Annotated in this window: 36 protein-coding genes; 31 read left to right on the plus strand and 5 right to left on the minus strand. The window is 64.7% G+C overall.

From position 1 onward, the window contains the following. Positions 1 to 250: 250 nt before the first annotated feature. Positions 251 to 529, plus strand: coding sequence for a hypothetical protein (locus RT123_RS01965; RefSeq protein WP_313007408.1), 279 nt, complete (start codon positions 251 to 253; stop codon positions 527 to 529). Positions 530 to 605: 76 nt separating this feature from the next. Further along, the gene (locus RT123_RS01970) at positions 606 to 998 is read left to right on the plus strand and encodes a hypothetical protein (RefSeq protein WP_174086610.1); all 393 of its coding nucleotides are present in this window, start codon (positions 606 to 608) and stop codon (positions 996 to 998) included. Positions 999 to 1,055: 57 nt separating this feature from the next. Here the strand turns inward: RT123_RS01970 and RT123_RS01975 are convergent, their stop codons facing one another. From RT123_RS01975 to RT123_RS01985, 3 genes are all read right to left on the minus strand, one after another. Beyond that, positions 1,056 to 1,376, minus strand: a complete 321-nt coding sequence (locus tag RT123_RS01975; RefSeq protein WP_313007411.1) for a hypothetical protein — start codon at positions 1,374 to 1,376, stop codon at positions 1,056 to 1,058. A 142-nt stretch (positions 1,377 to 1,518) separates the two neighbouring features. Continuing rightward, on the minus strand, positions 1,519 to 1,962 hold the full coding sequence (locus RT123_RS01980) for a hypothetical protein (protein ID WP_313007413.1): 444 nt from the start codon (positions 1,960 to 1,962) through the stop codon (positions 1,519 to 1,521). Further along, positions 1,955 to 2,323: a helix-turn-helix transcriptional regulator gene (locus RT123_RS01985; RefSeq protein WP_313007415.1), complete on the minus strand. Its 369-nt coding sequence runs from the start codon at positions 2,321 to 2,323 to the stop codon at positions 1,955 to 1,957. The genes RT123_RS01980 and RT123_RS01985 overlap by 8 nt, the downstream gene beginning before the upstream one ends. 36 nt (positions 2,324 to 2,359) lie before the next feature. Between RT123_RS01985 and RT123_RS01990 the strand changes: the two genes are divergently transcribed. From RT123_RS01990 to RT123_RS02095, 22 genes are all read left to right on the plus strand, one after another. Further along, the gene (locus RT123_RS01990; protein ID WP_313007417.1) at positions 2,360 to 2,668 is read left to right on the plus strand and encodes a helix-turn-helix transcriptional regulator; all 309 of its coding nucleotides are present in this window, start codon (positions 2,360 to 2,362) and stop codon (positions 2,666 to 2,668) included. Positions 2,669 to 2,763: 95 nt separating this feature from the next. Next, positions 2,764 to 2,997: a hypothetical protein gene (locus RT123_RS01995; RefSeq protein WP_313007419.1), complete on the plus strand. Its 234-nt coding sequence runs from the start codon at positions 2,764 to 2,766 to the stop codon at positions 2,995 to 2,997. A 62-nt stretch (positions 2,998 to 3,059) separates the two neighbouring features. After that, a complete protein-coding gene (locus tag RT123_RS02000) occupies positions 3,060 to 3,467 on the plus strand; it encodes a hypothetical protein (RefSeq protein WP_313007420.1) in 408 nt (135 codons plus the stop codon). 35 nt (positions 3,468 to 3,502) lie between these two features. Next, on the plus strand, positions 3,503 to 3,811 hold the full coding sequence (locus tag RT123_RS02005; protein WP_313007422.1) for a hypothetical protein: 309 nt from the start codon (positions 3,503 to 3,505) through the stop codon (positions 3,809 to 3,811). Next, on the plus strand, positions 3,808 to 4,035 hold the full coding sequence (locus tag RT123_RS02010) for a hypothetical protein (protein ID WP_313007424.1): 228 nt from the start codon (positions 3,808 to 3,810) through the stop codon (positions 4,033 to 4,035). The genes RT123_RS02005 and RT123_RS02010 overlap by 4 nt, the downstream gene beginning before the upstream one ends. Before the next feature lie 2 nt (positions 4,036 to 4,037). Then, positions 4,038 to 4,310: a DUF2312 domain-containing protein gene (locus tag RT123_RS02015; RefSeq protein ID WP_313007426.1), complete on the plus strand. Its 273-nt coding sequence runs from the start codon at positions 4,038 to 4,040 to the stop codon at positions 4,308 to 4,310. Between the two features lie 2 nt (positions 4,311 to 4,312). Then, entirely contained in the window at positions 4,313 to 4,759 is a 447-nt protein-coding gene (gene ssb, locus RT123_RS02020; RefSeq protein ID WP_313007428.1) for a single-stranded DNA-binding protein, read from the plus strand. A gap of 8 nt (positions 4,760 to 4,767) precedes the next feature. After that, positions 4,768 to 4,929, plus strand: coding sequence for a hypothetical protein (locus RT123_RS02025; protein WP_313007430.1), 162 nt, complete (start codon positions 4,768 to 4,770; stop codon positions 4,927 to 4,929). After that, a complete protein-coding gene (locus tag RT123_RS02030; RefSeq protein ID WP_313007432.1) occupies positions 4,926 to 5,336 on the plus strand; it encodes a hypothetical protein in 411 nt (136 codons plus the stop codon). Before RT123_RS02025 ends, RT123_RS02030 begins: the two co-directional genes overlap by 4 nt. Then, entirely contained in the window at positions 5,333 to 5,575 is a 243-nt protein-coding gene (locus tag RT123_RS02035; RefSeq protein ID WP_313007433.1) for a hypothetical protein, read from the plus strand. The genes RT123_RS02030 and RT123_RS02035 overlap by 4 nt, the downstream gene beginning before the upstream one ends. After that, positions 5,572 to 7,047 carry a replicative DNA helicase gene (locus tag RT123_RS02040; protein ID WP_313007435.1) on the plus strand — a complete coding sequence of 492 codons (1,476 nt, stop codon included), beginning with the start codon at positions 5,572 to 5,574 and terminating at the stop codon, positions 7,045 to 7,047. The genes RT123_RS02035 and RT123_RS02040 overlap by 4 nt, the downstream gene beginning before the upstream one ends. 44 nt (positions 7,048 to 7,091) lie before the next feature. After that, a complete protein-coding gene (locus RT123_RS02045) occupies positions 7,092 to 7,973 on the plus strand; it encodes a helix-turn-helix domain-containing protein (protein WP_313007436.1) in 882 nt (293 codons plus the stop codon). After that, on the plus strand, positions 7,970 to 8,680 hold the full coding sequence (locus RT123_RS02050) for a hypothetical protein (protein ID WP_313007438.1): 711 nt from the start codon (positions 7,970 to 7,972) through the stop codon (positions 8,678 to 8,680). Before RT123_RS02045 ends, RT123_RS02050 begins: the two co-directional genes overlap by 4 nt. A 324-nt stretch (positions 8,681 to 9,004) precedes the next feature. After that, on the plus strand, positions 9,005 to 9,592 hold the full coding sequence (locus RT123_RS02055) for a putative metallopeptidase (protein WP_313007440.1): 588 nt from the start codon (positions 9,005 to 9,007) through the stop codon (positions 9,590 to 9,592). 24 nt (positions 9,593 to 9,616) lie between these two features. Further along, positions 9,617 to 10,081 (plus strand): DUF2280 domain-containing protein, encoded by a 465-nt coding sequence (locus RT123_RS02060; protein WP_313007442.1) that lies wholly within the window; start codon positions 9,617 to 9,619, stop codon positions 10,079 to 10,081. Beyond that, positions 10,068 to 11,447, plus strand: coding sequence for a phage terminase large subunit (terL, locus tag RT123_RS02065; protein WP_313007444.1), 1,380 nt, complete (start codon positions 10,068 to 10,070; stop codon positions 11,445 to 11,447). The genes RT123_RS02060 and terL overlap by 14 nt, the downstream gene beginning before the upstream one ends. Further along, positions 11,444 to 12,829: an anti-CBASS protein Acb1 family protein gene (locus tag RT123_RS02070; RefSeq protein ID WP_313007446.1), complete on the plus strand. Its 1,386-nt coding sequence runs from the start codon at positions 11,444 to 11,446 to the stop codon at positions 12,827 to 12,829. The genes terL and RT123_RS02070 overlap by 4 nt, the downstream gene beginning before the upstream one ends. Before the next feature lie 25 nt (positions 12,830 to 12,854). Continuing rightward, entirely contained in the window at positions 12,855 to 14,045 is a 1,191-nt protein-coding gene (locus RT123_RS02075; protein WP_313007448.1) for a hypothetical protein, read from the plus strand. A gap of 4 nt (positions 14,046 to 14,049) precedes the next feature. Next, positions 14,050 to 14,499, plus strand: coding sequence for a hypothetical protein (locus RT123_RS02080; protein WP_271041011.1), 450 nt, complete (start codon positions 14,050 to 14,052; stop codon positions 14,497 to 14,499). An 11-nt stretch (positions 14,500 to 14,510) separates the two neighbouring features. Continuing rightward, entirely contained in the window at positions 14,511 to 15,569 is a 1,059-nt protein-coding gene (locus RT123_RS02085; RefSeq protein ID WP_313007453.1) for a major capsid protein, read from the plus strand. Between the two features lie 58 nt (positions 15,570 to 15,627). Continuing rightward, positions 15,628 to 16,044, plus strand: coding sequence for a hypothetical protein (locus tag RT123_RS02090; protein ID WP_313007456.1), 417 nt, complete (start codon positions 15,628 to 15,630; stop codon positions 16,042 to 16,044). A gap of 3 nt (positions 16,045 to 16,047) precedes the next feature. Then, positions 16,048 to 16,539: a DnaT-like ssDNA-binding protein gene (locus RT123_RS02095; protein ID WP_313007458.1), complete on the plus strand. Its 492-nt coding sequence runs from the start codon at positions 16,048 to 16,050 to the stop codon at positions 16,537 to 16,539. On the opposite strand, the gene RT123_RS02100 is transcribed toward RT123_RS02095, so the two are convergent. Beyond that, the gene (locus tag RT123_RS02100; protein ID WP_313007460.1) at positions 16,490 to 17,056 is read right to left on the minus strand and encodes a hypothetical protein; all 567 of its coding nucleotides are present in this window, start codon (positions 17,054 to 17,056) and stop codon (positions 16,490 to 16,492) included. The genes RT123_RS02095 and RT123_RS02100 overlap by 50 nt on opposite strands. A gap of 15 nt (positions 17,057 to 17,071) precedes the next feature. On the opposite strand from RT123_RS02100, the gene RT123_RS02105 reads away from it, so the two are divergent. Together RT123_RS02105 and RT123_RS02110 are read left to right on the plus strand one after the other, a co-directional pair. Continuing rightward, complete coding sequence (locus RT123_RS02105; protein ID WP_313007462.1) at positions 17,072 to 17,839, plus strand: phage minor head protein; 768 nt, start codon at positions 17,072 to 17,074, stop codon at positions 17,837 to 17,839. Further along, entirely contained in the window at positions 17,836 to 18,210 is a 375-nt protein-coding gene (locus tag RT123_RS02110) for a hypothetical protein (protein WP_313007464.1), read from the plus strand. Before RT123_RS02105 ends, RT123_RS02110 begins: the two co-directional genes overlap by 4 nt. Here RT123_RS02110 and RT123_RS02115 read toward each other — a convergent pair. Then, positions 18,207 to 18,428, minus strand: a complete 222-nt coding sequence (locus RT123_RS02115; protein WP_271041004.1) for a hypothetical protein — start codon at positions 18,426 to 18,428, stop codon at positions 18,207 to 18,209. The genes RT123_RS02110 and RT123_RS02115 overlap by 4 nt on opposite strands. Here RT123_RS02115 and RT123_RS02120 point away from each other — a divergent pair. From RT123_RS02120 to RT123_RS02140, 5 genes are read left to right on the plus strand one after another with little or no spacing between them, the layout of a single operon-like run. Beyond that, a complete protein-coding gene (locus RT123_RS02120) occupies positions 18,415 to 18,813 on the plus strand; it encodes a hypothetical protein (protein ID WP_313007467.1) in 399 nt (132 codons plus the stop codon). The two genes, RT123_RS02115 and RT123_RS02120, sit on opposite strands and share 14 nt — an antisense overlap. Next, positions 18,810 to 19,241: a hypothetical protein gene (locus tag RT123_RS02125; protein ID WP_313007469.1), complete on the plus strand. Its 432-nt coding sequence runs from the start codon at positions 18,810 to 18,812 to the stop codon at positions 19,239 to 19,241. The genes RT123_RS02120 and RT123_RS02125 overlap by 4 nt, the downstream gene beginning before the upstream one ends. Before the next feature lie 2 nt (positions 19,242 to 19,243). After that, the gene (locus RT123_RS02130; RefSeq protein ID WP_313007471.1) at positions 19,244 to 19,666 is read left to right on the plus strand and encodes a hypothetical protein; all 423 of its coding nucleotides are present in this window, start codon (positions 19,244 to 19,246) and stop codon (positions 19,664 to 19,666) included. A gap of 1 nt (position 19,667) precedes the next feature. Next, entirely contained in the window at positions 19,668 to 20,048 is a 381-nt protein-coding gene (locus tag RT123_RS02135) for a hypothetical protein (RefSeq protein ID WP_313007473.1), read from the plus strand. Next, the gene (locus RT123_RS02140) at positions 20,021 to 20,335 is read left to right on the plus strand and encodes a hypothetical protein (RefSeq protein WP_313007475.1); all 315 of its coding nucleotides are present in this window, start codon (positions 20,021 to 20,023) and stop codon (positions 20,333 to 20,335) included. Before RT123_RS02135 ends, RT123_RS02140 begins: the two co-directional genes overlap by 28 nt. Positions 20,336 to 20,359: the final 24 nt, after the last annotated feature.

A 20,359-nucleotide genomic window follows, 5' to 3' on the forward strand; every position in this document is an offset into this window, starting at 1 on the left:
CCTTCCGGCAGCAGGCGAAGCGCGGCTTCGTGCTTTCCGGGGCGGCGGCGGGTGGTGGGAAGCGACATGTGTCTGTCTCCGTGGCGTGAGACAGTGTTCGCATATTGCGAGCAGCAACGCAACAACAAAGTTCGCAGTTTGCGAGCACTACGATTTCAGACTACGTCATAAGCGGTCGCAGGCCGTCACAGCGGGACTCGACTCCCCGGCCCGGTTGTGTGGAATCGCATTAACGTTTGGAGGATCTCGCGTGCCGCGCCGACTGCACTATTTCGCCCAGCCCTTTTGGAACGACCGCGCCGAACCGGCCGAGCGGTACGAGTTCACGTGTGCCGTCGATGCAGAAGAAGGCGGCCGCCTGTTGATGGCGGGATCGGCGGATGGCGTCCTGGTCTATCAGCAGTGGGTGGACGCGGAAGCCGACATCTTTGGAGATCCAGAGCAGCTCGCGTGCCTGGGTGACGTGCCACGCGCCGCCGTCCTGATCGATGCGGATGGCCGCGATCCCTGGCTGGATAATGTTGCATAGACTCGCGCCTCGGCTGTGCTAGACGAGAAGTAGTTGCAACGGGGGTTGTGACGTCATTCCCTGGGGAGGGGACAATTTGAAAACGATCACCATCTTGGCGACGGCTACCGCTATCGCCCTTTCGATGTCGGCATGCGCGACGAAGCGCTACCCGATCGCCACAACCTTCTCGCCGGCTGAGGCTGCCGCAATGGACTGCAGCGACCTTGCGTTGGAAATCGTGCGAGCCGAGCAGATCCGGCTCCAAGTGGCCGATACCGCCAACCTCGACTGGCGTTCAGCTGCGGGCTTCCTGGGCGACTTCGGCATCGGTAACGCCATGGCGCGATCCGAAGCCGACAAGGCCGTCAATCAGCGTATCGTCGCGCTTCGCAACGCCCAAGCCGATAAGAGATGCCTCGCTCAACCGGGAGCAATGGCATCGATCAAGAACTGGATCGGCGAGATGATTGGAGCGGGCAGCCACTAGGCCCGCCCAGCAGGTCGAACAAACCACGGCGGTTCCCTAAGGGGCCGTCGTTTTTTTCTATTTCTCTGGCGCTGCCGGCTGAACGATCTCGTCGTCAGCCCATGGCGGTGACTCCGCCGTTTCCCGCGCCGCGTCCGCAGCGGCTTTGACTTCCATACCCTGGCTAAAACGATCACCGCCAAATGCCAAAACGGCGATTAACACACCCAATATGGCCAAGCCCGTCCCTACTGTCGTCACATAGAAGCTAGATTTGCTCAACATCCGGCCGTTCAGAGAAGCCATCTCAACTCGAAGATCGCTTATTGCACGCACCACACCCTCGGAAATCTTCGCTTCCGAAGCAGCAATCATGTCGGCGACCTGGTCGCGTTCCAAACTGGCGTTCCTTGCTGTTTGCTCCGGCAACGTAGCAAGGAAGGGCGGCGACTTAAACGAGACAGGCGGAGGTGGCGGAGCGCTGTTTGCGCCACTGGCGGCCGCTATCGCACCGATTGCGGCCTGAGCTGCGTTGGATGGTTTACTGGCCAAGAGGTTGATTGCCCAACTGCGTGGCGATGATGTTGTATTGAGCGGGGTGATAAGCCTGCAAGATTTCAAGAATGGACGCAACCAGTCCTACAGCTGCTTCAACTGGCATTTTAACTTGGCCGTACTCCACCAACTCTGATGAGCTAAATGTCTGTGCTGGTCCGAATGTTACGGGATTCGCTTGCTGCACATTGTACCTGAACTCGACACTGCGTTTTTCGTATGCGTAAAAGCCTACGTCCAACGTATTATTGACGCCATTCCAAACCTGCGTCGTCTCAGCGTATGCACGAACGTGATCCTTAGCCTGGACCGACCGCGAAAAGACCTGCTCACCAGCAGGGACTTGAGACCAATCTAATACGTCCGAAAAATTAGTTGCCATCGAATACCCTAACGAGTTTGCGTGCCGGAAACTTGACTGATCATTCATTTGTGCCGGTCTTTGGCACCAGCCGTGTCGCCATGTCCAACACGGCATTGCGATCGTCGGTTGAAAGGCGGCGCACAGCGTCCTCCAGGCGGTCTTGCCCCTCCCACATTGTGAAGGGGTTCACGTCGATCAGAAACCCAGGGCGGACGCCGAGGGCGTCAGAGAACTTCTTGACCCAATCGCGATTGTAGCGGGTCTTGGCGCCGGTCTCTAAGTCGCTGACCTGGCCTCGCGACGAGCCAACTTCGTCCGCCAGCTCTTGCTGCGTGATCTTCTTGAAGTCGCGCCACGCAGCCGCATACCAGCCGGACGCCTCGCGCAGGGCTTCATAATCGACAGGGCCTAGGTCTCGCTTCGCCATGTTCGCATGTTGCGACAACCGCGCGCGATTGTCGGCATGCGTATTGCGAACACGCCTCTTGCGAACATGCTCGCAATATGCGAACACTGGCGCATGCAGATCGCTGACCTCCGCACTGAACTTGGCCTCGGTCACGAGGCTTTTGCCGCTGCGCTCGGACTGAAGAGCCGCGCCCAGGCGTACGAGATCGAAAAGGGATCGCGGCGCCCCAGCATCGCAGTCGCGCTGAAGATCGAAGAGCTGTCAGGCGGGCGCCTGAAGGCCGCCGACCTCAACGACGAAATCGCCATGGTCCAGCGCCACCTAGCAGCGAACGACCCGACCCCATCTGCGGAGGCGGCATAAATGGCCCCCGCCCCCATTTCGCGGCGCTTCTCCCAGGCCGCCGCGAAAGCTCCGGCGGGGGTGTCCCTCCCCCGTGTCCCTCGCCGGAGCACCCCATGACCGAAGCCGAGATGGATCGGATCATTGCGGCAATGCGCCGTGACCACCTCGAACACCTGCGGTGGCGGGAGCGAACCGTTGCCGAGTTCGAAGCGCGCGTCGGAGCCATCGTCCGCAAGGAACTGACCGGCCTTCTCCATCCGAGCGTCCAGCGGACACCTCCCGCCCCCGTCCCCGCCAACGATCACACCAACCAACCCGACAGCCCTCCGCCTCCAGCAGCCGCATAGATAGGCCGCGCTCGGTGGCGGGTCACCCGAACAAGTCGCCCGATCATTTCAGGAACACGCGCATGAGCGTCCCCGTCATCAAGGCCATCACAAAACGGATCCGACTTCGCTACGGCTCGACCGAGGCAGCGGCGACTGCCGCCGGCGTCAGCCCTGGCGTCTGGTCCGGCTATGAGAATGCCGACAAACCCGAGACGACCATTCCCTTGGGGCGCCTCATCGACATGAGTCTGAACGGCGACGAGCGCCGGGCCATAGCCAGCCTCTTCGCAGCCGCTGATGACGACGACGTCGGTTGTCTGCGCGATGAGGCAGCTGAAGCCGCAGAAGCGACGATGAACGTCTCGCGCATGATCCGGCTGGCATCGCGTGACGGCAAACCGATCTCCGAGGCCGACGCCCGCCCGATCCGCGCCGCCGCTCTCGAAGCGAAGGCTGAGTTGAACGACGTGCTTCAGGGGCTTGGCTGATGTGTGAGTTCGAACCGGGTGATCCGATCATCTGCGTGGCCGAAGTCGATCCGCGTTTGGGTGATGGCTCAGCGCTTGCTGTCGGCCAGACCTACACGTGCGAGGCGGTGTACATCGAGCCGCACGACTGCCCTTGTAAGAGCAATGTCGCCGTTGAGGTCATGGAGAGACCGGACAGCGTCTACTGCGAATGCCATTTCGCAAAGCCGAAAAGCCGCGACTTAAGCGCCTGGCTAGAAACCGCCGCCACCGACACAGACCACCTCGACAAGCCCATCAAGACGCCGGCTCGGCCCAAGGTCGATGCCCTGCTGAAGCGCGTCCAGTCGGGAGCGTTCGGATGATCCTCTCGCTCTTCACCCATTGGTCGCACCGCGCCCGCCTGGCCACCGCCCGCCGGGCCTATGCCCAGGCACGCGCCGAATGGAAGGCCGCCTTCGACCGGCAGGACTGCCGCCGCATGCACGACGCCGGCAACGCCATGCGCCGCACGAACGCCGCCCTGATGGCCGCCGAGGCCGCCGCCCTACCCAAGCAGCCGCTGCTGCCGACACCCAAAGGAACCTGACCATGGACGACGCATCATTCGACGCCGGCTCTGACGTGCTGACCGCCACGGCCCAAGCGCGCCTGCAAACCATCATCGAGCGCCTGGAACGCCTTGAAGAGGACAAGCAGGCCGTGATGACCGACATGAAGGAGGTCTTCGCCGAGGCCAAGGGCGAGGGCTACGACGTCAAGATCCTGCGCAAGGTCATCCGCATCAGAAAGCAGGATAAGGCCAAGCGTCAGGAAGAGGAATCCATCACCGACCTATACCTCTCCGCGCTGGGCGAGGTCTGACCATGGCGGGAAGCGTCAACAAGGTCATTCTGGTCGGCAACCTAGGTCGCGACCCCGAAATCCGCTCCATGCCCAACGGCGACCGCATCGCCAACCTGTCCATCGCCACCTCGGAAACCTGGCGCGACAAGTCCTCGGGCGAGCGCAAGGAAAAGACCGAGTGGCACCGGGTCGTCATCTTCAACGACAACATCGTCAAGGTGGTCGAGAACTATGTGAAGAAGGGCTCGACCGTCTACATCGAGGGCGCGCTCCAGACCCGCAAATGGACTGACCAGCAGGGCGTCGAGAAATATTCGACCGAGATTGTCGTCAGCCGCTTCAAGGGTGAACTGACGATGCTGGGCGGCCGTTCGGAAGGCGGCTCGTCGGGCGGTGAGCAGACCCAAACCCAACAGTCAGACGGTCATCGCGAAAGCTATGACCTGAACGACGACATTCCTTTCTGAGGCCCGCCGTGAGCCGTCCTCAGACCCATATCGTCCAGTCCGCCTACAAAGGCCGCGACGGGCTGCACCGCGTCTACGTCAAAGGCCAGCAGAACCCGCTGCTCTGCGACGAGCCGTTGGAAGAAGGCGCCGCGGTCGTCATCAAAGACGGCAAGGCGGTGCGCCCATGACGCGCGCCACCAATAGCGGCCATCCCGGCGCGGGGCTTTACGCCTCAAGCCGAAAGGGCGGCGTGTCGCGATCGGAAATCCGGCAGGCCCAGGACGCTATCGGCGCCCGCGCCACCCCCTCAATGATCGCGCGCTTCCTTGGACGCTGCGAGGCGGACATCCGCGCGCTGATGACCGACAGCACGCCTACGATCACGGCTTCCTCACAGACGGGAGAGGCGAACGACAACAAGGCGCTCAAGGCGCGCCCTTGGCCGGAGAGCGAAGTGAAGCTTCTTCAGGTGATGTATGAGGAAGCCGGAGCGACCGTCCATCAGATCGCCGGCGCCCTGGATCGTACCGAGCGCGCCATCGAGGTCCGGATCAAGCAGCTTGGTCTGATCCAGCCGCGGGACGAAGCCGCATGAACGCCGTCGTTCCCTTCCCCGACCGCAACGCCTGCCGCGACCTGTCGAAGAATGCAGCAGCCGGGTATGCCGCGATCACCCGCAAGGTCGAGCGCATCATCGCCGACCACGATCCCGCGCCCCAGGCCGCGCGCCTGACCGTCCGAGCTTCGGTCCTGATGGCCCGCACCTTCGTCTCCAAGGCCGAGCTGGTTCAGGCCATCCGCGACCTAGCTGATGAAGTGGAGGCCAGCAGGTGATCGACGCCGGCGCTGACACATCGGGCCTGCCCAAGAACCTGGAGGCCGAACAGGCCCTGCTGGGTCAGATCATGTACGACAACGCCGTCATGGAGCGGCTGCCCGACGCCCTGCGCGCCGAGCATTTCTTTGAGCCATATCACCAGCGCATCTTCGAAGCCTGCGGCGGCGCCATCACGGCCGGCCGCACGGCAGAGCCGACCCTTCTGGCGAGCACGCTCTCCGCTGATCCGGCGTTCAGCGAATACGGTGGCCTACGCTACCTCGCTGACTTGGTGGACCGGGCGCCACCCGCCGCCAATGCCAAGGACTATGCCCGTGACATCCGCGACCTGTCAGACCGTCGGACGCTGATCCGCGTCAGCGGGGACATTGCGGCGTCTGCTGGCGACATGGCCTCCCCAGCCGCCGACCACGTCGCCAGCGCCGAAGCAGCATTGTTCAGCCTTGCCGAAACCGGCGACCAATCGAAGGGCATTCAGTCGTTCCGTGACGCGATGGCCGGCGCCGTCGACATGATCGAGGCCGCCTATCGCCGCGACGGGGCTCTTTCTGGCCTCTCCACTCACCTGATCGACTTGGACCACAAGCTGGGTGGGCTTCACCCCTCGGACCTGCTGATCCTCGCCGGCCGGCCTTCCATGGGCAAAACCGCTCTGGCCACGAATATCGCTTATCGCGTCGCCGACGCCTACGAGGCCGTTCAGGACGCTGATGCACCGCGAGGCCTTCGCACCGTCAACGGCGGCGTCGTGCTGTTCTATTCTCTGGAGATGAGCGCCGAGCAGTTGGCTATGCGCATCATCGCCGACGTCGCCGAAGTCTCAGGGGACAAGCTGCGTAAGGGCGAAATCGACGCCGCACAGTTCCGGCGCATAAAGGAGGTCCAGGCGCGTCTTGCCGAGATCCCGCTCTACATCGACGCCACGGGCGGCCTTCCGATCGCCAAGCTCGCGGCTCGGGCACGGCGCCAGAAGCGCAAGACCGGTCTCGACCTGATCGTGGTCGATTATCTCCAGCTGATCACGACCGGCGCCAGCGGCCAGAAGAACCGGGTTCAGGAAGTTTCGGAGATCACCGGCGCCCTGAAGGCCCTGGCCAAGGATCTTGGCGTCCCTGTGCTGGCCCTGTCGCAGCTTTCCCGGAAGGTCGAGGATCGCGAGGACAAGCGGCCCCAGCTCTCGGACCTGCGGGAGTCCGGCTCGATCGAGCAAGACGCCGATGCAGTCATGTTCGTCTATCGCGAGGCGTATTACCTGGGTCGCGCCGAGCCGAAGGAAGGGACCGCCGAGCACGTCGATTGGGTCGATGAAATGGGCAAGGTCCAAGGCCAGGCCGAGGTCATCATCGGCAAGCAGCGCCACGGCCCCATCGGCACCGTCCGCCTGTCATTCGACGACGACACCACCCGTTTCGGCAACCTCGCCCGCGAGGGCCAATATGACGCTCGCTATCCCTACGGTGATGCATGAGTGGCGCTGCACTTGGGTGGGCCAAAGCCCAGAAGGCTCCGAGCATGATCGCCAAGGCGGTCCTGATCTGCCTCGCCGACTATGCCGACGCCGAGGGTGTCGCGTGGCCCGCTATCCCGAACCTCGCCAAGGAGGTCCAGGTCAGCGACCGCACCGTGCAGCGCGCCCTGACCGCCCTTGCCGAAGCCGGCCTTCTGGAGATCGAACGCCGCACCCGAAAGGACGGCGGATGGACGTCCAACGGCTATCGTTTGGCCATGCAGGAAGCCGCGGCGACGGCGACACCTGGTGACAATGTGTCACCAGCCCCCCGTCAGGTTGTCACCACCCTGGTGACACTGCAGTCACCAGCTAATGATCCCCAAGAGAACCTACTTCCCTCTGACGAGGGAAAGAGGCGCGCACGCTCGAAAACGAAGGCTTCGCCGAGCCTGTCGCCGGAAGCGGCTGCGATCTGGGCATCAGCTCCGAAGCTCGCTCGCCAGCGATCCAGCCAGGACGAGGTTGCGGTGGCGTTGCTCGCCGCGGTCGGTCGAGGGCACGACCCAGCCAGGGTGTTGGCCGGGGTGAAGGCGGCATACGCCTCGACGGTCTTCGAAGGACAGCATGCCAAGGGCGTCCACCGCCTGATTGAGCACGACCGCTGGGCCAGCTTCCTCGACGAGCCTACCGCTGCCGCCGCACCTGCCGTCTTTGATGGCCCGGAGCTGCTTCGGGCGGAAGTGGTCAAGCGGATGGGCGAGGCCTTCGCCAGGGCTTGGATTGATCCGTGTCGCTGGGACGACAGCAGCCGGACGCTCTTCGCCCGAAACGGCTTCGCCCAGGCCCGCCTGCAGCGTGACCTTGGACCGTGGTTCGCCCACTGCAAGGTTCGCGTCGAAGCCGCGCCGTCCAACGATCACCATCACCACGGAGCCGCCGCATGAGCCGGAAAAAGAAGGGCAAGATCACCCTGCGCAAGATCGGTCAGCCCGAGCCAGCCACAGCGGCGGCGCCCGAGGTGTCGAACGACCTGATCCGGGAACGGCGCTCAGAGATCGCGCGGCTGCGAGCCCAGGGCGCGGACGTGAACGTGGACAAGCGGACGTCGGAAATCCTCGGGGCATGGCGCCGGGACGTGTTCACCATTCTGCGCAATCGCCACGGCAAGCCGACCGACGGCTTCCCCAAGGGCCGGCCCGCCCTATCTCAGCGCGCCTATGAGGCGTTCCGCGGGCACGAGACCGACATCCACCTTTCTGAAGGTGCGTCAGGCGGCGACCGCCGGCCCGACTTTATCCGCGCCACATGCGAGGGCGCGCCGGGCCAGAACGTCACTCAGGAAGCGATCGACGCGGCCGGCCGGGTGAAGAAGACCCTGCTGGGCCTGTCCCCGACAGATGCCCGCCTGTTGACTGCCCTGATGACCGGAGAGAAGGCGCTCGCGCGAAACTGGCGCATGACGGTTGAGGCGGAGACCGGAGAGACGGCCGACGAAAGCCAGGCGGCCCGGATCCGTGCGCTGGGTGAGAACCTGATCCACGCGCGCGGCGTCGCCACCGCAAAGGCCGTTACGCCAGCCAACGACCGCCCCGCCCTGGAACCTCACCAACAGAAGGTGAGCTGGTTCAGGGGCGCGGACTTCGGTCGATAACTTCGGACTTTTCCGACCGGTCGAAGCAGGGTACACAAAGGCAAGGTCGCTTCGCGCGTCCAGATGATCAGCCCCGCCTCTTTCGAGCGCGGGGTTTTTCCGTTCTGGGCCAAATCGATCCTGCTCCCATCTCTCTGACGATCAGGTAGGTGGCGAACAGGGACAGGAAGTCGAGTGCGTGGGTCATAGCGGTGTTCCATATGTGTGGATGCGCAGTGTGCGCCCTGTCTCGGAGCATGAGCGTACGGCTGACACGCTCAACGCACGCTTGCCCAGCGCCGCATAATCATGGGAGGCGTCATGAGGCCGATGCCCCCGATTGAGATGACCGACATCGGCGGCCCGAGCTTCGTCCCGGCCCCAGAACTTCACGACTGGCTGCGCGAGACCTTCATCGAGGATGGCGGCGCGCTGCAGAACGAGGATCACAAGCATCTCAGGTTCGCGAGCCTGGGCGTGCTCTGGTCGTCGGTTCCGAACAGCCGGCAGGGCCGAAGCGTCGTCGGACAGGCTGAAGATGGATCGCCCCGCGCGATGGGACGATGGGCCAAGGCCCGAGCAGAGCAGCAGATCACCGAATGGTTCGGCGAGATCCCGGACTTTATCTTGACCTTCAGCTCCGACTACGTCGCCCGGGTCACCGATGCCGAGTTCATGGCCCTGGTCGAGCACGAGCTTTACCACTGCGGTCAGGAGCGGGACGCGTTCGGAGCGCCGAAGTTCAGACAGTCCGGTCTTCCCGCCTTCACTATACGAGGACACGACGTCGAGGAGTTTGTCGGCGTGGTCCGCAGATATGGCGCAGATGCTTCCGGGGTCAGAGACCTTGTCGAGGCCGCGTCCCATCAGCCGCTGATAGCCAGGGCATCGATCGCACAGGCGTGCGGCACCTGCATGGCGAAGGCGGCCTGACCTAGACGGAGCCTTGACACCGACATGGCCAAGGAACGCCTAGCCCCCGAGGTTCAGACCTATATCGTTCAGGCCTTAGCCTGCTTCGATAGCCCCAAGACGGTCGCCGACGCGGTCAAGGCCGAGTTCGGCGTGACCATCAGTCGCCAGCTGGTCGAGACCTACGACCCCGGCAAGAAGGCCAGCAACCGCCTCGCGGAGAAGTGGGTGACGCTTCACGAGGAGACCCGCAAGGCCTTCCTGGAAGACACCAGCAAGATCGCAATCTCTCACCGCGCCGTCCGATTGCGCGCCCTCCAGCGCATGGCCGAACGCGCCGAGGCCATGGGCAACATCGCCCTGGCGGCGCAGTTGTTCGAACAGGCCGCGAAGGAAGCGGGCGACAGCTACACGAACCGGCGCGAGCTGACCGGCAAGAACGGCGCGCCTCTCCCCGCCGCAGCGCCCGCGGTCGTGCTGTACCAACTGCCGGATAATGGACGGGGCTGAGCCCACGGTCATTCGGCCGCAGCCGGGACCGCAAGAGACATTCCTCGGCAGTTCGGCCGACATCGCGATTTATGGGGGCGCAGCCGGCGGGGGTAAGACCTGGGCGCTGCTGATGGAGCCGCTTCGGCACATCGCCAATCCCGGCTTTGGCGCCGTGTTCTTCCGCCGCTCAACCGTCCAGGTCCGCAACGAAGGCGGTCTGTGGGACGAGAGCGAAAAGCTTTACCCGATCATCGGCGCGACGCCCCGCGAGCACGTTCTAAGCTGGGAGTTCCCGGCCGGGGCCACGGTCAGCTTCGCTCACCTTGAGCACGACAAGACAGTCCTGAACTGGCAGGGCTCGCAGATCCCGCTGATCTGCTTCGATGAGCTGACGCACTTCAGCCAGAAGCAGTTCTGGTACATGGTCAGCCGGAACCGCTCGATGTGCGGAGTGCGGCCCTATATCCGCGCGACGTGCAACCCCGACGCCGATAGCTGGGTCGCCGAGTTCATCGCCTGGTGGATCGACCAAGAGACGGGCCTTCCGATCCCCGACCGTGCCGGCGTCGTCCGCTGGTTTGTCCGCATCAACGACGCTCTGGTCTGGGCTGACGACCCCGCTGAACTGGAAGCGAAGCATCCGGGCATCCCGCCCAAGTCTGCGACCTTCATCCCGGCCAAGCTGACCGACAACGCGGCTCTGATGGCTGCTGACCCCGGCTACATGGCCAACCTGCTGGCTCTGCCGAAGGTCGAGCGCGAGCGGCTTCTCGGCGGCAACTGGAAGATTCGGGCGGCAGCCGGGCTGCTGTTCAAGCGATCATGGGTGTCCGTGGTGGATGCGGCGCCCTCCGATCTTCGCATTGTCCGCGGTTGGGATTTGGCGGGAACGCCCAAAACCGAAGGCAACGACCCCGATTGGACTGCCGGAACGAAGATCGGCAAGTCCCGCTCGACCGGTCGCTACATCGTTCTGCACCACGTCAGGGACCGCGACACGCCCCACAAAGTCGAGGCGCTAATCGCGAACACGGCGTCACAGGACGGCGCAGAGGTTCAGGTCAGCCTTCCTCAGGATCCGGGCCAGGCAGGCAAGGCCCAGGTCGCCACTCTGATCAAGATGCTCTCCGCCTACACGGCAAGGGCCACGCCAGAGACTGGCGATAAGGAAACCCGGTTCGGTCCCTTCTCCGCTCAGTGCGAGGCCGGGAACGTCGATGTGCTGCGCGGCCCCTGGAATGAGGAATGGTTCATGCAACTCGAATCCTTCCCTGACGCCGCGCACGATGACGACGCGGACAGCACCGCGCGCGCCTTCAACACGCTCTCGCTGGAAGAGCCTTCGACCGTCGCCATGTTCCTGAAGAGCCGGCACCGCGGATGAGCGCGCGTCACCTTCTGGCCAACGCCGCGACGCGGTCTATCCAGGCCATGTTCCCGGGCTTCTTCTTCGGAGCCCAGAAGCACAATCACGCTGCCGACTTCGGCTATCCCGATCAGGTCAGCTTCGAGCTTGCCTTTGATGCCTACTGCCGCAACCCGCTGGCCCGCGCTGCCGTGGACAAGACTGTCGGCAAGACCTGGGAAGATCATCCCTATCTTCAGGAGTTCCAGCGCGACGGCACTGAAGGTGGTGACCAGGGCGAGACCGGCCTTGAGGCCGACATCCGTCAGCGCTTCGCCGATCTGCGTATCTGGCAACACCTCGCCGAGTGCGATCGTCGCAGCCTGGTCGGCTGCTACTCCGGCCTGATCCTCCGCTTCGCCGACAGCAAGCCGTTCAGGGAGCCCGTCGACACGGTCTCGGGCGGCCTCATGGGGCTGGTCGAGGTCATTCCCGCTTGGGAAGGCCAGCTGACCGTCAGCACCTGGGACACCGACGAGAAGTCGGAGGGCTACGGACAGCCCACGATGTTCAGCTTCGCGGAGTCGGCCGTTGGCCAGCAGAAGCAGCCGCGCACCTTCGAAATCCACCCCGATCGGGTGATTGTCTGGTCGCGCGACGGCACCCTGAACGGACGTTCCGCCTTAGAGCCCGGCTATAACGCCCTGCTCGACATGGAGAAGATCCGGGGCGGCGGCGGCGAGGGCTTCTGGAAGAACGCCAAGTCAGGCCTCAGCCTGGAGATCGACAAGGACGCCAAGATCGAGAACATGGCCCAGGCCATGGGCGTCCCCGTCGCCGAGGTCGTGGACAAGATCGACGAGCAGGTCGAGGGCTTCAACAAGGGCTTCGACAAGTCGCTGCTGCTGTCCGGCATCAAGGCGACGCCGATGCAGGTCAACCTCCCCTCGCCCGAGCACTTCTTCGCCGTGGCGGCCCAATCGTTCGCGGCGTCGTGGTCGATCCCCATGAAGGTGCTGATCGGCTCCCAGACCGGAGAGCGCGCCTCGACCGAGGACAGCGAAGAGTGGGCCAAGGTCAACATGGGGCGCCGGACCAATCAGGCCGTCCCCGCCATCATGACCTTCGTCAACCGCCTGGAGCGGGTGAAGGTGCTGCCGCAGAAGGATTGGTTCCTGAGCTGGACCGACCTGACCGAAAGCTCGATGGGCGAGAAGATCGAACGGGCCGTGAAGATGGCCGACGTCAACTCCAAGCAGCCGTCCGGCGAGATCGTCTTCACCGGCGACGACATCCGCGCAGTGGTGGGCATGGAGCCGCTGAGCGACGCTGAACGGTTCCGCGACGAAGCGGACCCCGCCGAAGAGCAGGACGCTCTGGACCTGCCCGAAACCGAAGACGAGCCGGCTCCGGCCGCCTGATCCACTCACAACGAAGGAGGCCCGCGTGCATCAGCCCGCAGCGCCGACGCGCGCCTTCCTGGTCAACAAGGGCCTCGCGGCCGGTGATCAGGTTCGCGTCAACATCCGCACTCTGGCCAACTCGGCGGCGATCAAGCGCGAGAAGCGCAACGGCCGCGACGTGATCATCGTCCCCTCGGCGACACTGCCCGACGACGTCGTCATGAACGACATCCTTTATCCCGCTGCCGAGATCGCTAAGTCGTTCAAGACGTTGGAGCGGACACCTGCCCCGCTGGGTCACCCGTCGGTCAACGGCAAGTTTCTGTCGGCCCGTGACCCCGAAGGCCTGAACCAAGGCTGGATCGGCGCCTGGAATGAGAACGTGCGCCAACAGGGTGGACGCGTTCTGCTGGACAAGGTGATCGACGTCGAGCGCGCCAACCAGTCCGAAGGCGGCAAGCGCGTGCTGGCGGCCATCGACGCCGGCGATCCGGTCCACACCTCGACGGGCCTGCTGGCCATCATGGACGCCGCCAATGGCGACGTTCCCTACAAGTTTACCGCTCGCGACATCGAGTTCGACCACGACGCCATCCTTCTGGACGAAGACGGCGCCGCCACTCCCGATCAGGGCGTCGGCATGATGGTCAACTCGGCGGGCAAAGAGATCCAGGTCGTCAACTCGGTCTTCAGCGATGAAGCCGAGCGCGAACTTGGATGGGCGGTCGAAAGCGCCGTCCGCGCTCTGGAGAAGAAGCAGCGCGCTTCTCTCATGGATCGCATCATGACCGCACTTACCGAGGCCTTCGGCTCCGGGCGGGAAACCTCCACCACCAACATGAAGGACGACGAGATGGACAAGGTCCAATTCGACGGGCTTTCCGCGAAGGTTGACGCCCTCACGGAGGCCCTGAAGCCCGAGACGCTGGCGACGGCTATCGGAAACGCGGTCGCGACGGCGATGAAGCCGATCAACGACCAGCTGGAGGCCCAGGCCAACAACGCCAAGGCGACCGAAGAAGCGGAGCTGAAGACGCTCCGCGAGAAGATCGTCGCCGGCAACATCATGGACGAGGCCGCCGCCGGCGAACTCACCCTGAACGCCGCCCGCGCCTTGGCTCCCAAGGCTGAGCCCGGCAAGGCCGCCCCGATCGCCCCCGGCTTCAAACTGCCGGGCGCCAACGCCGCCACGCCCGCCTTCAAGGCACCGGCCGCGCCGAAGACGGAGGCCTAATCACATGCCCCGCTTCAACAAGATCTACGCTGGCCCCGTCACCGAGGTCACGCCCCAGGTCCAGGAGCGCATCTGCGCTGCTGCGGTCCTGCCGGGCATTGCTCTGGTGGAGTCCGGTTCGGCCTTTGCCATCGCGGGCGCCAATAGCGGCGACAAGCTCTACATCGCTCAGGACAACTACCTGGCGCTGAAGGGCACCGATGACGCCTGGCCCGCCGGCGACACCGTCATCGGCATGGAAGCGCTGGATGAGCAGTTCTTCAACATCCGCGTCCCGACCGGCACCAACGTCGCTCGCGGCGCCGAACTGACCACCAGCGCGGCCGGCAAGTTCGTCCTCGCCACCACGGGCCAGAACGTCGCCTTCGTCGCCGAAGAGGCCTTCAACAACAACACCGGTTCTGACCAGCTTGTGCGTGCGCGCAAAGCCGGCCGGAACGTGGTCGCCGCCTAAGGAGGGCGAACATGCGCTATTTCGACGAACAGCTCGTCGCCAACTCCCGCCCGCACCAGCAATGGTGGGGCGAGCTGAGCGTGGCGCGCGAACACTTCCACCGGGTCGAAGACCAGCACGCCGCCCTCTACGGCGAGATGTCGGGCGTCACCAACGCCTCGGCCGTCCTGCCTCGGGACGCCTGGCTGGAGCTGGACACCATCACCACCCGCGTCCTGCGCGACGATGGCGGCAGCGTCTTCATGGCCGACCTGATGCCGCTGGCCAAGCCGGTGAACATCGGCAAGCTGGTCCACATGACCCGCACCGCCTCGGACACCGCCAACCCGGTGTTCCGCTCGCTGTCGGGCCAGGTGCCGGTCGCCATGGACAAGACGGTCTACAACTACGCCGGCACCGTCGTTCCGATCTTTGCCGACGGCTACGGCCGCGAATGGCGGGAATGGAACACCCTGCAGTCCGAGAACTTCGATGCTCTGGCTGACGATCAGGAAGGCTCGATCGACAAGCTGAACCGCGACATGGCCAGCTATGCCCTCGACGGCGACGCCACCATCAAGTTCCAGGGCTACACCGGCTACGGCATTCGCACGTCGCCGCTGACCAAGCTGATCAACATCGGCGCGGGCGGGGCGAACATCGACCTGACCACGGCGACCCCGGATCAGCTCGAAGCGTTCTTCGTCGGACCCTTCGGCGCGATGTTGGACGCCAACCTGATCACCGAGTCCGTCAACCTCTACATCAGCCCCGACATCGCCCGCGCTTGGGACCGTTCCTATTCGAACGCCCAAGGCTTCAAGCAAGGCACGATCCGCGAGTTCGTCGCTCGCAACCGTCGCATCAACAAGATCGAGGTGACGTGGCGCCTGACGGGCAACCAGTTCTTCGGCTTCGTGCCGAACGCTCGGTACATCCGCCCGATCATTGGCATGGCCGTGAACACCACGGCGATGACGCGCCTGAACCCGACGGACAACTACCAGTTCCTGAACATGGGCGCGATGGGGCTGGAGATTCGCGGCGACTACAACGGCAAGTCGGGCGTCTTCGCCTCGACCACGGTCTAACCCGGCGGGGCCTGGCTTCGGCTGGGCCCTTCCCTCATCGCGAGGAAAGGAGCGCTCCATGCGCATTCGCATCACCGCCGGCGGCATCTACGATGGCGAAGGCAAGGAAATCCCGGTCGGCACCGAACTCGATGTCGCCGACTTCGACGTCAACGACGAAGGCCAGCCCGTCGAGCCGCACCCCTGGGGCGGCCGGTTCGTCGCCATCGGGGACGGCAAGAAGGGCAAGAAGGGCGTCACCAACGACGATCCGCCGCCGCCCCCGGCTGAGCTCGTCGCCCCCGTCGGCCCCTTCACCGCCCGCGAAAGCTCGCCGGGCTGGTGGGGCATCTTCGATGGCAAGGACCAGCCGGTCGGCAAGAAGGCTCGCAAGGCTGAGCTGGATGGCTTCGACACCCTCTCGGACGACGACAAGGCGGCGTTTGCCACTGAGCACGCGAAGGCCGCCTTCGACGCCGATCAGAAGAAGGCCTAAGACGTGGCGGGCTACGGATCAGATCAAGGGTTCAACGAGTGGGCGGCCGAGAACGGCTATTCGACCTCGACCGGCGACCTGACCGTAGCCCAGCTGCGCCAGCGGGCCAGTGACTACCTCGACGGCCTTTACGGCCCCCGGTTTCGCGGCGAGCCGGCCGGAGGGATCGACCAGGAGCGCGCCTGGCCCCGCATCAACGCGATGGCATGGAAGACGCCAGTCGCCGCCGACGTGGTCCCACGCAACGTCATCGTCGCCAGCTATCATGCAGCCATCCAGGAAGCGCTGAAGCCCGGCTCGCTCTCGATTTCCGCAGCTAACTCCGGCGCCCTGAAGCGCAAGAAGATCGACACCCTCGAAAAGGAATACTTCGAGGGCAGCGGCAACGCTGTCACCGACAACACGCTGCGGCTGAGCGCCGTCGAAGGCCTGCTCGCCCCGTTCCTCATTCCAGAAGACGCGCCAGCCGCGCTCGGCCTATGGGCGGTTGGCTGACATGCTGACCTGTGCGACTGTCCCGGCCGTGACCCGCCGCATCGACAACGATGATCCGCGCCTGACTGCGCACCGCGAGCCGATGGATCTCGCTGACGCGGCGTTCAGCGCCATGCTCGACAGCGCCGAAGCCATGATGATGGCGGTCGCCAAAAATGAAGGCCAAACCGTCGTTCTGCATCATCGCGAGCAGGCCCAGGCCAAGTTCGAGGCCTATCTTGATCTCATGGCCGAGGCTGGCCACCACGCCGGGCAACTGAAGCCCTAATCCGACATGGCAAAGCGCCCGTCCCAACGACGGCTCTTCCGAGAGCTGGCGGCGAAGTTTGGCGTGGAAGTCGCCGAAGCCTTCATGGCCGCGATCCGGGATTTGACGCGCGGCGTCGAATTTCACCGTTTGGAGCAAGCCATAAGGCGCGGCGACCTCGAAGACGCGATTGCAGCGCTCCACATCAATCGCGGCGCCTTCCAGCCGATCGAAGCCAAGCTGGTCGAGGCCTTCACCGCCGGGGGTCAAGGCGCTGTCGCCACCATGCCGGCCGCCGTGTCCATCGGCTTCCGCTTCGACCCCGGCAATCAGCGCGCCGCCGCGATCATCCGCGAGACAGCCGCCACGCTCATCACCCGCCTGACGCAGGGCGAAATCGACCAGGCCCGCGCATTCCTCGCCGACGGCATGGCGCGCGGCGCCGGCCCCCGGTCTGTGGCGCTGGATCTGGTCGGGCGGATCAGCCGGGCCACCGGTAACCGCGAAGGCGGCCTGATCGGTCTGTCCGGCCCCTATCGTGACTACGTCGCCACCGCCCGCGCTGAGTTGGCGTCGACGGATCCTGCCCTGCTCCGCAATTATCTAACCCGCAATCAGCGCGACCGCCGCTATGACAAGGCCGTGGCCCGCGCCATCGAGACCGGCAAGCCCGTCCCGCTCGAGACCGCCCGCACCGCGATCAGCCGCTATTCCGCCCGTCTGATCCGCCTCCGTGGCGAGGTCATCGCGCGCACCGAAGGCCTGTCCGCTATCCGCGCCGCCAAGCATGAGGCGTTCCAGCAGCTCGTCGACGATGGCCGGGTCGATGCCATGGACATCGTGCGCGGCTGGTCCACGAGCCAGGACGGACGCCAACGCGACACCCATGATGCCATGAACGGGCAAGAGGTTCGCGGTCTCGACATGCCGTTCACCAGCCAGAGCGGCGCGCAGATGATGTTCCCCGGCGACACCTCACGCGGCGCGCCGGCCTCCGAGATCGTGGCATGCCGCTGTGACGAGTTCATCGCGATCAGGAAGTGGCCCTTATGAGCATCATCACGGGTGTCGCCGAAGAGGCGCTGGAAGACTTCGGCGGGGACTTCGAAGACGGCGCCCTGACGGTGCCAGGCTCGCGCACGCCAGATGGCCAGGGCGGCTTCACGACGGGCCCGGCGACGATCTATCCCTGCAAGGCCCTCGTCGGCAGCTACAAGGACACCCGCCGCGTCGCGCTGGGCATCCCTGCCACCGATCGACGGGTCCTGGTTCTCGCCGCCAGCCTGCCGTCGGGCATCTATCCGTCCAAGGGCCACAAGATCGCAGCGCCCGACCCCGCCAAGGGCCTGCTGATGACCACGTTCGAAGTCATCGAGCGGACCGGCGACCTAGCGGGCGCTCTCGCCGAGTTGCAGGCGCGCTAGGCGTCCTTCGCCGGCACCGGAGCGGCCTGTACGCCCTTCGGCAGAGACGCCCTCATTTCCGCGGCCTCGCGCCAATCCAACTCGACTGCTTCGCTTCGGTCAGGCGACCATTCCTTGCCGGCGGTCAGATACTGGCGCGGCTCGGTGAGCGAGACGATGACGAGCTTCAGGGGTTCGGACATCCGGTCGTCATAGGAGACCCCGATGGCGAAAGTCACGCTCGACCTCGGCGCCATTGATGCGGTTTCGGATCGCGCGGCTGAAGCTGGCCTCCGACAGGCTCTGGGTGAATACGAGCGCATCCTCAAGACCGATGTCCTGAACCGGGCAGGCTCGGGGAAGCAGTACGGCAAGCACCAGGCCTCAGCCCCCGGCGAGCCACCTGCCCGCGACCTGGGCAACCTCGTCGCCAACACGAACGCCGATCAGACCATCCGCGACGACGGGGACGCCAAGGTCGGCACGGTCACAGCCAACGCCGTCTATGCCCTGCCCCTGCACAACGGCACCGAGCGTATCGCAGCCCGCCCCTTCATGGATGTGCCGGCGAAAGAGAACCAGCGCGAGCTGACCGAGGCGTTTGTCAGGGGGGCGAGAGAATGAACAGCACCGCCGCCATCTTCGCCCGCCTGAACGGTTCTCTGTCGATCATCGACCGCCTCGACATTTTCGAGGGCCGCGCCGCCATCTTCAATGATCGCGCCCCTGACGACTTCCAGTTCTCGGGCAAAGCCGCTCTGATCATCGCTGCGCCGTCGGCTGACATCGACGCCAGCACCTTCTCCGAGACTATCCGCGACATCACCCAAGACGTCCGCCTCTACGCCCGCGACACCGGCTCGACAGCTGCCATTGACGCGCTGGGCCGTGACATCCGCGACCTCTTCCACCTTCACGCCTCTCAGATCGAGGTCGAGGATGGAACCTGCTCTCTCGCGACCGCTACCGGGCCGGTTGCAGCGCCGACCACTGACCCCTCGCTGGTCGGTCGGCGGGTTCAGCTCCGGATCCAACTGAAAAAGGACCTCTGACCATGCCCACCTTGGCGCAAGGCTATATGAAGCTGCAGGTGGACCTGTCAGCCACCGGCACTCCCGATTGGACCAACATCCCCGGCGTCACCGTCGCCAACGGCCTCGGCTTCTCCGAGAACCGTATCGACACGACCGATTTCGACACGGCGCCCGGCTCGACCGAGAGCATCAGCGGGCCGCGTGCGAACACGCCCCTGACCTTCACGATGCACGACGAGGCGGCGGACGAAGCTCAGATCGCGTTGCACGACGCTTCGGACGACAACGAGGCCCTCCAGTTCCGCCTGATCCGCGGCACGAAGGCCCAGGTGTTCAGCGGCGTGCCAGTCCTGAACTTGGCGGCGCCGGTGAACGGCGTGGTCACCTACTCGGGCTCGATCACCCCCGACGCCAAGCCTACTCGCGGCAACGTGACGCCGTAAGATGAACGACGCCCGCCTCGGCATTGTGCGCCTGTCGCTCCCAGACGAGCGACAGGTCGCCCTGCAACTGACCTTCGCCGCCTTGGACGCCAAAGGCCACGACTGGCTGCTGGATCGCTTCAAGGTGCTCCAGAAGGGTCGTGCCGGGGCGTCGTCTGCTCTCGGTGATCTCCTGGAGGTTCTGACCGCCGGCGCTATCACCAAGGTCGACGTGATTGGCTCCCCGGTCGCCGCGTTTCCCCTGTCGCCTTGCATGAAAGCCTGCTGGGATGCCTGGGAGCTTGCCCAATACGGCCCGGCCGGGAGGTCCGCCGAAGCTGGCCCCGCAAACCCTCAGACGCGCCGGCCGACGCTGTGGAGGCGGCTCTTCGGGCGGCGCTGAAAGGCGGGCTGTCCGAAGCCGACTTCTGGAAGCTGACGCCCTATCGCCTGGGCATGATCCTGACCGAGCGCGGGCGCGGTGAAGCAGCCTCGGCCCTCTGGACCGGGTGGATGGTCGCTCGTCTCGCTGTTGAGCGGGAGCCGACGCTGTCAGGGCCGCAGCACTATTTCCGTGAGTTCTTCGACCCATCCGGCAAAGCCTCCGATGCCGAAGCGATGGCCGACGCAGAGTTCAACCGGATCGCCCGTGTTTATGGCGTCGAGATCGTGGACCTGTCTGAGGCTTAATCAGACCGATGCAACGTCAGCCTA

Source organism: Brevundimonas vesicularis, from assembly GCF_032067225.1.
GTDB classification, from domain to species: domain Bacteria; phylum Pseudomonadota; class Alphaproteobacteria; order Caulobacterales; family Caulobacteraceae; genus Brevundimonas; species Brevundimonas vesicularis_F.

Excerpts from the sequence above, each read along its gene's own strand:
- RT123_RS02045 (WP_313007436.1), top strand. The coding sequence starts at position 7,092 with ATGATCGCCAAGGCGGTCCTGATCTGCCTCGCCGACTATGCCGACGCC.
- RT123_RS01995 (WP_313007419.1), top strand. The coding sequence starts at position 2,764 with ATGACCGAAGCCGAGATGGATCGGATCATTGCGGCAATGCGCCGTGAC.
- RT123_RS01985 (WP_313007415.1), bottom strand. The coding sequence starts at position 2,323 with ATGGCGAAGCGAGACCTAGGCCCTGTCGATTATGAAGCCCTGCGCGAG.
- ssb (WP_313007428.1), top strand. The coding sequence starts at position 4,313 with ATGGCGGGAAGCGTCAACAAGGTCATTCTGGTCGGCAACCTAGGTCGC.
- RT123_RS02085 (WP_313007453.1), top strand. The coding sequence starts at position 14,511 with ATGCGCTATTTCGACGAACAGCTCGTCGCCAACTCCCGCCCGCACCAG.
- RT123_RS02105 (WP_313007462.1), top strand. The coding sequence starts at position 17,072 with ATGCCGGCCGCCGTGTCCATCGGCTTCCGCTTCGACCCCGGCAATCAG.
- RT123_RS02055 (WP_313007440.1), top strand. The coding sequence starts at position 9,005 with ATGACCGACATCGGCGGCCCGAGCTTCGTCCCGGCCCCAGAACTTCAC.
- RT123_RS02090 (WP_313007456.1), top strand. The coding sequence starts at position 15,628 with ATGCGCATTCGCATCACCGCCGGCGGCATCTACGATGGCGAAGGCAAG.
- RT123_RS02135 (WP_313007473.1), top strand. The coding sequence starts at position 19,668 with ATGAACGACGCCCGCCTCGGCATTGTGCGCCTGTCGCTCCCAGACGAG.
- terL (WP_313007444.1), top strand. The coding sequence starts at position 10,068 with ATGGACGGGGCTGAGCCCACGGTCATTCGGCCGCAGCCGGGACCGCAA.
- RT123_RS02080 (WP_271041011.1), top strand. The coding sequence starts at position 14,050 with ATGCCCCGCTTCAACAAGATCTACGCTGGCCCCGTCACCGAGGTCACG.
- RT123_RS02010 (WP_313007424.1), top strand. The coding sequence starts at position 3,808 with ATGATCCTCTCGCTCTTCACCCATTGGTCGCACCGCGCCCGCCTGGCC.
- RT123_RS01990 (WP_313007417.1), top strand. The coding sequence starts at position 2,360 with ATGCGTATTGCGAACACGCCTCTTGCGAACATGCTCGCAATATGCGAA.
- RT123_RS02000 (WP_313007420.1), top strand. The coding sequence starts at position 3,060 with ATGAGCGTCCCCGTCATCAAGGCCATCACAAAACGGATCCGACTTCGC.
- RT123_RS02070 (WP_313007446.1), top strand. The coding sequence starts at position 11,444 with ATGAGCGCGCGTCACCTTCTGGCCAACGCCGCGACGCGGTCTATCCAG.
- RT123_RS02060 (WP_313007442.1), top strand. The coding sequence starts at position 9,617 with ATGGCCAAGGAACGCCTAGCCCCCGAGGTTCAGACCTATATCGTTCAG.
- RT123_RS02050 (WP_313007438.1), top strand. The coding sequence starts at position 7,970 with ATGAGCCGGAAAAAGAAGGGCAAGATCACCCTGCGCAAGATCGGTCAG.
- RT123_RS02110 (WP_313007464.1), top strand. The coding sequence starts at position 17,836 with ATGAGCATCATCACGGGTGTCGCCGAAGAGGCGCTGGAAGACTTCGGC.
- RT123_RS02125 (WP_313007469.1), top strand. The coding sequence starts at position 18,810 with ATGAACAGCACCGCCGCCATCTTCGCCCGCCTGAACGGTTCTCTGTCG.
- RT123_RS01980 (WP_313007413.1), bottom strand. The coding sequence starts at position 1,962 with ATGAATGATCAGTCAAGTTTCCGGCACGCAAACTCGTTAGGGTATTCG.
- RT123_RS02120 (WP_313007467.1), top strand. The coding sequence starts at position 18,415 with ATGGCGAAAGTCACGCTCGACCTCGGCGCCATTGATGCGGTTTCGGAT.
- RT123_RS02130 (WP_313007471.1), top strand. The coding sequence starts at position 19,244 with ATGCCCACCTTGGCGCAAGGCTATATGAAGCTGCAGGTGGACCTGTCA.
- RT123_RS02015 (WP_313007426.1), top strand. The coding sequence starts at position 4,038 with ATGGACGACGCATCATTCGACGCCGGCTCTGACGTGCTGACCGCCACG.
- RT123_RS02035 (WP_313007433.1), top strand. The coding sequence starts at position 5,333 with ATGAACGCCGTCGTTCCCTTCCCCGACCGCAACGCCTGCCGCGACCTG.
- RT123_RS02030 (WP_313007432.1), top strand. The coding sequence starts at position 4,926 with ATGACGCGCGCCACCAATAGCGGCCATCCCGGCGCGGGGCTTTACGCC.